The sequence below is a fragment of the Ruminococcus sporogenes genome (assembly GCF_054655175.1).
In genome coordinates this window covers 1-720 of record NZ_BAAHOA010000041.1, presented here as the reverse complement: position 1 = coordinate 720, position 720 = coordinate 1, and the positions used below count along the sequence as shown (strand labels likewise).

The window sequence follows — 720 nt, the reverse complement described above, 5'->3', positions numbered from 1 at the left end:
GTATCCCATAACGGAGGGTTTTACGATAAATATTCCGTAAGCGACAGCAAGGGCAGAAGCTGGTCGTTCGTATCGGATTCCAGTATTATCTGCAAAAACCGAAACGGCGAGGCGGCTTCCAGAGCCTACAGCGTGGAGCTTAATTCTCCTGTGCTGGAGTATGATGATATACCTCTGCTGCAGGAGGTGATCAGGGCTCTGCGGCATGCGGGAGGAATTACCGGATCCGCGTATAAATGCGGAACGCATATCCATATCTCAGCGGACGATTACACGCCCCGGCAGCTTAGAAATCTTGTAAATATATTCTCAAGCAAGGAGGATTACCTGTGGGACGCATTGCAGGTCTCGTCAGCCCGAGAGTGGTACTGCAAGAAAATCGACAGAAGTTTTGTGGAAAAACTAAATAAACGAAAGCCGGATACGATCGAGGAAATAAAAATGCTGTGGTATAACGGAAATATGTCGGAGGAGCATACCTATTACTCAGAAACAAGATACAGAGCGCTCAATCTTCATAGCTACTTTCAGCGCGGTCATTATGAGATCAGATGCTGCAACGCAAGCCTTCATGCCGGAGAGATCAGAAGCCAGATAGTCCTGGCTCTGGCAATAAGCAACGCGGCGGTTACAAGAAAGTTCTGCTCCCCTAATGTAAGCAGCAGCGACAATATGCGTTACAGCTTTCGGGTGTGGCTTCTGAATCTCGGACTCATAGGG

1 protein-coding gene is annotated in these 720 nt (G+C 48.3%); it reads left to right on the top strand.

Features of this window, described 5'->3' with window-relative positions; translation table 11 throughout:
• On the top strand, positions 1-720 hold a 720-nt coding region (locus ACYQ0N_RS15360), incomplete at both ends, for an amidoligase family protein (RefSeq protein ID WP_460163188.1).